This is a genomic window from Pseudomonas sp., from assembly GCF_050739655.1.
Classification (GTDB): domain Bacteria; phylum Pseudomonadota; class Gammaproteobacteria; order Pseudomonadales; family Pseudomonadaceae; genus Aquipseudomonas.
On record NZ_JBOIBY010000730.1, the window covers coordinates 1 to 8,392 of the forward strand.

At 59.1% G+C, this 8,392-nt stretch carries 7 protein-coding genes; 2 read left to right on the forward strand and 5 right to left on the reverse strand.

Annotated features, from left to right (window positions below; all coding sequences use genetic code 11):
• Positions 1-66: 66 nt before the first annotated feature.
• The 3 genes from ACRESJ_RS34365 to ACRESJ_RS34375 all read right to left on the reverse strand — a co-directional run bounded on the left by ACRESJ_RS34365 (position 67) and on the right by ACRESJ_RS34375 (position 2,778).
• On the reverse strand, positions 67-1,413 hold the full coding sequence (locus tag ACRESJ_RS34365; RefSeq protein WP_431761859.1) for an ATP-binding protein: 1,347 nt from the start codon (positions 1,411-1,413) through the stop codon (positions 67-69).
• Positions 1,410-2,087, reverse strand: coding sequence for a response regulator (locus ACRESJ_RS34370; RefSeq protein ID WP_431761860.1), 678 nt, complete (start codon positions 2,085-2,087; stop codon positions 1,410-1,412). The genes ACRESJ_RS34365 and ACRESJ_RS34370 overlap by 4 nt, the downstream gene beginning before the upstream one ends.
• A gap of 88 nt (positions 2,088-2,175) precedes the next feature.
• The gene (locus ACRESJ_RS34375; RefSeq protein WP_431761861.1) at positions 2,176-2,778 is read right to left on the reverse strand and encodes a hypothetical protein; all 603 of its coding nucleotides are present in this window, start codon (positions 2,776-2,778) and stop codon (positions 2,176-2,178) included.
• Positions 2,779-2,972: 194 nt separating this feature from the next.
• Here ACRESJ_RS34375 and ACRESJ_RS34380 point away from each other — a divergent pair, with 194 nt between their 5' ends.
• Positions 2,973-3,698, forward strand: a complete 726-nt coding sequence (locus ACRESJ_RS34380; RefSeq protein ID WP_431761862.1) for a 4'-phosphopantetheinyl transferase family protein — start codon at positions 2,973-2,975, stop codon at positions 3,696-3,698.
• A 139-nt stretch (positions 3,699-3,837) separates the two neighbouring features.
• On the opposite strand, the gene ACRESJ_RS34385 is transcribed toward ACRESJ_RS34380, so the two are convergent.
• Both ACRESJ_RS34385 and ACRESJ_RS34390 read right to left on the reverse strand, forming a co-directional pair.
• Positions 3,838-5,448: an ATP-binding protein gene (locus ACRESJ_RS34385; RefSeq protein WP_431761863.1), complete on the reverse strand. Its 1,611-nt coding sequence runs from the start codon at positions 5,446-5,448 to the stop codon at positions 3,838-3,840.
• Positions 5,445-6,167, reverse strand: coding sequence for a winged helix-turn-helix domain-containing protein (locus ACRESJ_RS34390; protein ID WP_431761864.1), 723 nt, complete (start codon positions 6,165-6,167; stop codon positions 5,445-5,447). Before ACRESJ_RS34390 ends, ACRESJ_RS34385 begins: the two co-directional genes overlap by 4 nt.
• Before the next feature lie 736 nt (positions 6,168-6,903).
• On the opposite strand from ACRESJ_RS34390, the gene ACRESJ_RS34395 reads away from it, so the two are divergent.
• The coding region (locus tag ACRESJ_RS34395; protein WP_431761865.1) for an ATP cone domain-containing protein at positions 6,904-8,392 on the forward strand (1,489 nt) is incomplete at its 3' end.

Consider the following 8,392-nt stretch of genomic DNA (forward strand, 5'->3'; position numbering starts at 1 on the left):
ACTTAAGTCCTGTGGGAGCGGGCTTGCCCGCGATGGGGCCAGAATGAGCGCTATCAAAATTGCGGGTCAAACCACCGGAAAATGAATCCTGAACGCCGCCCCGCCCATGGGTGAATCGCCCAGTGTCAGCTTGGCGCCGTAACTCTCGATGATGTCCTTGACCACCGCCAGACCAATACCTTGCCCCGGATGCTGGCGATCCAGGCGTTCGCCCCGTTGCAGAATACGCGCTCGCTGGTCTGTCGGGACACCAGGGCCGTCATCTTCGACGCACAACTCGATTCCGTTCAGGGCCTGCCGCACGCTGATGCGAACTTCACCCAGGCACAAGCGATAGGCGTTTTCCAGCAGATTGCCCATCATCTCCAGCAATGCGCCCTGCTCGATGGGCACGTAACACTGTTCCGGCAAATCGAAAGCGACCTGCACGCGCTTGTCCCGGTAAACCTTGTCCAGCGTGTCGCACAGGCTCTGCAGCACCGGACGCAGGCGCACCTGATGACGCACCAGGCCGCTTTTGCGCAGGCTGGCGCGCTGCAACTGATAGCTGATTTGCTGGCTCATGCGTTCGATCTGGGTTTGCAGCACCCACGCCTGATCACGATCTTCAGGACGTTGCGCCATGTCTTCGCTGACGCCCTGCAGCACCGCCAGCGGAGTTTTCAGGCTGTGCGCCAAATCATCGAGTGAATCTCGGTAACGGCTGCGCTGTTCGCGCTCGCTTTGCAGCAAGCGGTTGAGTGAGCCCGTCAGACGCAGCAGTTCCCGGGGATGCTCTTCACTGAGGCTTTCGCGAGTGCCGCCTTCAATCTCGTCCAGCTCCTGACTCAGCCGGCGCAGCGCCTGTAAACCCCAGGTCAGACCGAACCACAGCAACGCCAGCAGTACTAGCAACGCTGCGCCGAAGCCCAGATAGAGGTTTTCCCGCAGCCCTTTGAGGGTGACTTCGTATTCACGAACCGGTTGTAAGGCAACGATGCTGAACGCCGCACTTTTACCGCCCAGCAGTTTGACCTCGACGTCATAGACGAAGAATTCCTGGCCATTGTCTTCACTGATTCGTGCAAATTCGTTGCCGCGTCCGTCGTAACGCGGCTTGTAGTTGATGTGTTCTTCGCGCGTAGCCTTCGAGCGCCAGACCAAGTGACCGTCGCGGTCGTAGATGTATCCCAGCAAACCGCTGTCAGTGAGGTTGAATCGCTCGTCAGGCAATTGCACTGGCATCTGCAAACGGTTGTTTTCCACCCGGGCGGAAGAGATCAACGTCGTCACATCCGAAGCCAGTCGTTGCTCGATGGAATCCTGCAAGGCGAGGCTGAACGCACCTTGCATTGCGGGCAGCAACGCCAGCATGAACAGCACCGCCAGGACCGTGGCGGCGAGCATCAAGCGGACACGAAGAGAACGGATCAAGTGCAACGCTCATTGAACAGGTAGCCGAGGCCGCGCACGGTATCGATCGGTTTGAACCCGGCCGGCCCCTCGAGTTTGCGGCGCAGGCGGCCAACGAGCACTTCAATCACGTTTGGATCACGCTCGTCGTCATCCGGGTAAAGCTGCTCCATCAATCGATCCTTGGCCACCACTTGCTGGTGATGTCGCATCAGGTATTCGAGGATGCGGTATTCATACGCGGTCAGCGCCAACGGCTGCTCGTCGAGGGATGCCTGTTTGCGATTAAGATCAAGCAACAGCGGCCCGGCGACAATGGTTGACTGGGTAAAACCGCTGGAGCGGCGCAGCAGGGCATTGAGCCTTGCGTCGAGCTCTTCGAATTGGAACGGCTTGACCACGTAGTCGTCGGCTCCGGCGGCCAGACCTTCGACTTTGTCCTGCCAATTGCCGCGGGCAGTGAGGATCAGGATCGGGAAAGCCTTGCCGCTCGAACGCAACTGGCGGATCAGATCGAGGCCACCCATGCCTGGCAGGCCGAGGTCGATTACCGCCAGGTCAAAATTGAACTGCCCGGTTTGATACAAGGCCTCCTCGGCGTTGGCCACGGACTCGACCACATGGCCGCTCTCCGTCAGACGGGTTTGCAGATGATGGCGCAGCAGCGCTTCATCTTCGACGACCAGCAATTTCATAACGCTCTCCCGGGCAAATCAGAATCTCCAGACAACCCTCTGCAGGAACTAGCCTGCTAGCTCCCACAGGGTACCAAGGCGAACCGCTTTAGAAAGCGTAGTTGGCGGACAGATACGTTTGAGCGCTGCTGGTCAGGTCCAGCGAGCCCTGCTTGCTGCCACCGTGGACGCTCATTTCGGTGCTGGCATTGCTGCGCAGGTAACGGTAACCCAGTTCAACCGACGTGTTTTGCGAAACTTGTTGCAAGACACCCAACTGTCCGCCGACGGCATAACCAATGTCGGTATCGCGGCTGAAGCCTGAAGACTCCTGAGTCAACTTGGTCAAACCGGCGGTGGCACCGCCGAACAACTTGGTACTGCCGCCCACCGGATAGAACAGATCGTAGCTGCCCAGGAGATTTTCCTGACGCAATTTAATCCCATTGTGCGAGCCCGATACGTTGTCGTAAGTGGCGTAGTAGCGGCCTTGGCTGTTTTGCCGGCCCAGACGCGCGCCCCAGGTGTCATCCTTGCCAATCACACCATCGGAGTTCGGACTATTGAGGTTAGTGTTCAGTGCATTGGACTTTTTGATCTTGTCGCTGGTTTGTCCATAAGTAAGGCCAGCGAAATTCTCGTCGGCGGCATGGGCAGCGACGCTTGCGCCCATAACGGTGAAGGCCAGAAGCAGCTTTTTGAATGTAGTCATTTGAGAGTTACCTCATGGGTTATCTGTTTTCGGGTACGGAGCAAGGTTAATGGCGCCCCCCTGAACTCCCCCTGAACGCTCTCTGAACCTGACCTGAACCAACTCAGCCCGATTGTTTCAATGCGTTTCTTCGACGCAGCCCATCTCAACCTTTGTACTACCCAGCTACAAGACAACCCGGCAAAATGCCCAACATGAACTCTGTCCCCGCCCTTCCAGACTGCTGCACACCCCTCGATGCCCACTGGCCCTTGCCATTTGTGCTGACCGATGCGGTGCTATTGAGCACCCACTTCAACCCTTCGCAACTGCTCAGCGATGACTTTCAGCGCAGCGCCATCGAGGCGCCAGCGAGCATCCAGCGCTCCGTCGCCAAGCGGCAGGCCGAGTTTCTCGCTGGACGAATTTGTGCGCGGGCAGCGCTGCAACAATTGGAAGGCCTGAGCTTCAGCCCGGCCATCGGCGAAGACCGGGCGCCTGTCTGGCCGGCGCATATCACCGGTTCGATCACCCACAGCACCGGCCGGGCGGCAGCCATCGTCGCGAAGAAGGATCATTGGCGTGGGTTGGGCATGGATCTGGAAAACCTGCTCAATGCCGAACGAGCCGAGCGTCTGGCCGGAGAAATCCTCACCGTACCGGAGTTACAGCGCATGACCGCCGGCCGGCGTGAGCAACTGGCGTTACTGGTTACCCTGACCTTTTCCGTGAAGGAAAGCCTGTTCAAGGCGCTCTACCCGATCGTTCAGCAGCGTTTTTATTTTGAACACGCCGAAGTGCTGGAGTGGACAGAGCGTGGTGAAGTGCGATTGCGACTACTGACGGACCTGTCCAGTGAGTGGTGCAGCGGCACTGAGCTGGATGCGCAGTTTGGGGTCAAGGATGGGCAGTTGTTGAGCCTTGTCAGTATCAGGGCCTGAAGCCTTTCGGTGTTTGTCAGGGCCTCATCGCGGGCAAGCCCGCTCCCACAGGTCCAGTGCCGTTCACAGAATCCGCATTCAACAGAAAACTGTGGGAGTGGCTTGCCCGCGATGGGGCCATATCAGGCAACTTAAAGCCTCAGCGCCGCTCCTGATTCCTCGGCCAACTCAGGCTGAAACACGCCCCACCCAAACTCTTGCTCCTGCCGATCAGTGCCCGCCCGTCATGCCAATGGATGATCCGCCGCACAATCGACAACCCCAATCCATGCCCGCCTGAAGCCCGGGTGCGGCTGTCATCGAGGCGCAGGAACGGGGTGAAGATTTTCTCCCAGGCTATTTCCGGCACACCCGGCCCGTTATCCTCGACATCCACTCGACAACGCTGTTGCCCCACCTGGTAACTGATCGTCACCCGTGACTGGGCATGGCGCATGGCGTTGCTCACCAGGTTCTGAATCGCCCGGTGCAGGTAACGCGGCTCAGCCTCGACCCACGCGTCGTCGCACTCCGCCGCCGACAGACACAACCCACGCTGCACCGTGACATCAGCCCGCAACGGCGCCAGTTCTTCGATCACCTGATTGACCAGTGCATCCAGATCAATGCGCTGAAAATTCAGTGCCGGCGAACCCTGTTCCAATCGAGCATAAGTCAGCATCTCGTCCACCAGACGGTCGAGGTCCTCGATGTCATGGTCCATGCCTTCGCAGTACTTTTCCAAAGCCTGCGGCGTGGTGGCCGAGCCGATCATCTCCAGGCCAAATCGCAGACGCGCCACCGGCGTGCGCAACTCATGGGACACGGCGCGCACCAGTTCACGCTGGATCGCCAACAGTTGCTGCAAGTGCTCGGCCATGCCGTTGAATGCCGATGCCAGCCGCCCGACCGAGTCCGCACCGCGCGCCGGCACGCGGGTTTCCAGGCTGCCCTTGGCGATGCGCGTGGCCGCCGCTTCCAGGCCGCGCAAGCGCCGCTCCAGCTGCCGCACCAGCAGATAAACGATCAAACCGATCAGGGTCAGGCCCAGTGCGGCGATCAGCACCAGCCACTCCGGCGGATAGGGATTCATTTGATACAGAGGGCCGATTTCCAAAACCCACGGCGTGCCAACCATACCGGCAAACACCCGGATCGAATCGCCGCCCTTGCCCAGCGCCATCACTGTATCGCCCTCGGATACCCGACGACTCTGGTCTTCGTCCATGTCGGCTTCTTCGACGGTAACCAGACGCAAGTCAAAACCGAAACCCTTGTCTTGCTTCAATTGCGCCAGTCGCACCGGTTGCTCACCCACCGGATAGCGCACCAGTTCATCGACCAACAGATAAATCGTCGCGCGAGCCAGTTGCTCGCTGATCTGCTGGACTTCTCCCGTGAGGACAAGTTGCTCCTTGTCGCTGACCAGCCGGTACACCTTCGCCGCATGCGGACCGGTCTGCTCCACCAGCGCCTGGCCATGTAGCACGCGGGTACGCTGGCGCAGGTCGAGGTCGGTCTCGCTGAAGGTTCTCAACGCCAGTGGAATCCCCAGCAACCGCTCCCACACCAGCAAGGCACGATGGCGCTCAGTCTGGTCCATCGGTTGCAGATTGTCGGCCATCAACGAAAACGTACCGTGGGCCAGGCGCTCACGATACTGCTCGCTGCGCACCTGGTTGAGCATGTGCAATGCCAGCACACCGAGCACCGCCACCAGAATCAATGCGGCGCACATGCCGCCATAGATACGCAGGAAGATCGAGTTCACTGGGGTTGGTCTACGCAGGCCTCGGGAACGAACAGGTAGCCTTTGCTGCGCACGGTCTTGATCAGCCGCGGGTGTTCGGGGTCATCGCCGATCTTTGGGCGAATGCGTGAAATTCGCACGTCAATGGAGCGGTCCTGGCCGTCGTAACCAACGCCCCGCAACGCGGTGAAAATCTCTTCCCTGGACAGAATGCGCCCGGCGTTGGCCACCAATAGCCACAACAGGTCAAACTCGGCACTGGTCAGCTCGATGCTATCGTCGCGCAGCCACGCTTCGCGTAACGCGTTGTCCACCACCAGCGGGCCGAACTGTAGACGTCGTTGTTTGTCCGGTGCAGGCTCCGGCGTCTCACTGCGGCGCAGTAGCGCCTGGATACGCGCCAGCAGCAAGCGCGGGCGCACCGGTTTGCACACGTAATCGTCCGCTCCCAGATCAAGGCCGAGGATCTGGTCGGTGTCGTCGCTACGCGCAGTGAGCATCAGGATCGGGCCGTCATATCGGTCACGGACCTTGCGGCAGATGCTCAGGCCATCTTCACCTGGGAGCATCAAATCAAGAATCACCAGGTCGGGCTTTTCATCGATGATGCGCGCCGCCGCCACGGCGCCATTGCCCTCGATCGAGACACGCAAGCCGTTGGCTTGCAGGTAATCGCGGGTCAGTTCGGCCAGACGCAGGTCGTCCTCCACAATCAATACCTGCCAGGCTTCTTGCTCCACGGTGACCTCTGCTTGCCAATGACGCTAATAAGGAAGGATCCGCCCGTTTTTTTGTAATGTTTGGGAGGATAAATTGCATGCATGCTGGCCGATTGTATAAACGTCGGCCGCACAGAACACAAGTCGGTAAATGCGTTCGGACGAGCTGGTTTTTTGTGATAGGGTTCGCGCCCTTAAAAATCCATCCAGCCGTTTTCAATCGTTGAAAATGAGTGAAAAAAAGCCGGGTCCAGCAGCATCGCGGCCTACACGCCGATTCGGTCTTTCACACACAATTTACGCACAGGTTTATCCACAGGTAGTACGTTGCAATCGCCCCCCAAAACGCATTATCTTGTACCCAAGCGCGAAAAAAACCCTACATGTAGGGTTTTGCGAAAAAAACCAAACACAAACCGGACACCAATTTCAAGCGCTTTTCTTGCCTCTTTCCGGTTGAACCAAACGTATTTTCGAAAGACCAATCCGCGCGCGCGGATGGCTACTGTATTTCGGCCCAACGTGGTGAAAACGGTACGGGTGTTGCAGTCCTGAACTGTCACCTCAAAGGATCCCGGTTTAACGCCCACGGCGTGAGACCAAAGACTTCGGCATGGAAGCGGCGCCCTTTAGCCCCCTTCCTGATCTGTCCCGAAGTTGATATGCCCGGCCCCCGCCGGTTGTAGTGCTTCAGGACGGAACGGTGGGCACTGTGATGGTGCCCAAACAAACATAGAGAATGTGGAGACAACCCCCCATGCAAACCGACACAACTCGCGAGAACCCGCAGGGCACCTTGCCGCAGGCTGCAGATTCGAATCAGGATCTGTCCGCCACCGCGCCTGGCCAACTGCGCGTGATCAAGCGTAACGGCACTGTCGTCCCTTACACCGACGACAAGATCACCGTCGCGATCACCAAAGCGTTCCTCGCAGTTGAAGGCGGTACCGCTGCCGCTTCGTCGCGAATCCACGACACCGTTGCGCGCCTGACCGAACAGGTTACCGCCACCTTCAAGCGTCGCATGCCATCGGGCGGCACCATCCACATTGAAGAAATCCAGGACCAGGTCGAACTGGCCCTGATGCGTGCCGGCGAGCAGAAAGTTGCTCGTGACTACGTGATCTACCGTGACGCGCGCTCCAAGGAACGTGCAGCACACACCCCGGCCGAAGAAGCGGTCAACGCTCACCCGTCGATCCGCATCACCCGCGCCGATGGTAGCCTGGCGCCTCTGGACATGGGTCGCCTGAACACCATCGTCACTGAAGCGTGCGAAGGCCTGGCAGAAGTCGACGGCGACCTGATCCAGCGCGAAACCCTGAAAAACCTGTACGACGGCGTGGCCCTGACCGACGTCAACACCGCTCTGGTGATGACCGCCCGTACGCTGGTCGAGCGTGAGCCGAACTACTCGTTCGTAACCGCCCGCCTGCTGATGGACACCCTGCGTGCCGAAGGCCTGGGCTTTCTCGGCGTTGCCGAGAGCGCCACTCACCACGAAATGGCCGACCTGTATGCCAAGGCCCTGCCTGCCTACGTCACCAAGGGTGTGGAATACGAGCTGCTGAACCCTGAGCTGGCCAGCTACGACCTGGAAAAACTCGGCAAGGCGATCAACCACGAGCGCGACCAGCAGTTCACCTACCTGGGCCTGCAAACCCTTTACGACCGTTACTTCATCCACAAGGATGGCGTGCGTTTCGAACTGCCACAGATCTTCTTCATGCGCGTGGCCATGGGCCTGGCGATCGAAGAGAAAGACCGCGAAGCCCGCGCGATCGAGTTCTACAACCTGCTGTCGTCCTTCGACTACATGGCTTCGACTCCAACCCTGTTCAACGCCGGTACCCTGCGTCCGCAACTGTCGAGCTGCTACCTGACCACCGTTCCGGACGACCTGTCGGGCATCTACCACGCGATCCACGACAACGCCATGTTGTCGAAATTCGCCGGTGGCCTGGGCAACGACTGGACTCCGGTTCGTGCACTGGGTTCGTACATCAAGGGCACCAACGGCAAATCCCAGGGCGTCGTTCCGTTCCTGAAAGTAGTGAACGACACCGCTGTAGCCGTTAACCAGGGTGGCAAGCGTAAAGGCGCTGTGTGTGCCTACCTCGAAACCTGGCACATGGACATCGAAGAGTTCATCGAGCTGCGCAAGAACACCGGTGATGACCGTCGTCGTACCCACGACATGAACACCGCCAACTGGATCCCTGACCTGTTCATGAAGCGCGTCTTCG

What these genes read in the sequence shown, in the direction of transcription:
- ACRESJ_RS34375 (WP_431761861.1), bottom strand. Translation starts at nt 2,778, where the DNA reads ATGACTACATTCAAAAAGCTGCTTCTGGCCTTCACCGTTATGGGCGCA.
- ACRESJ_RS34380 (WP_431761862.1), top strand. Translation starts at nt 2,973, where the DNA reads ATGAACTCTGTCCCCGCCCTTCCAGACTGCTGCACACCCCTCGATGCC.
- ACRESJ_RS34370 (WP_431761860.1), bottom strand. Translation starts at nt 2,087, where the DNA reads ATGAAATTGCTGGTCGTCGAAGATGAAGCGCTGCTGCGCCATCATCTG.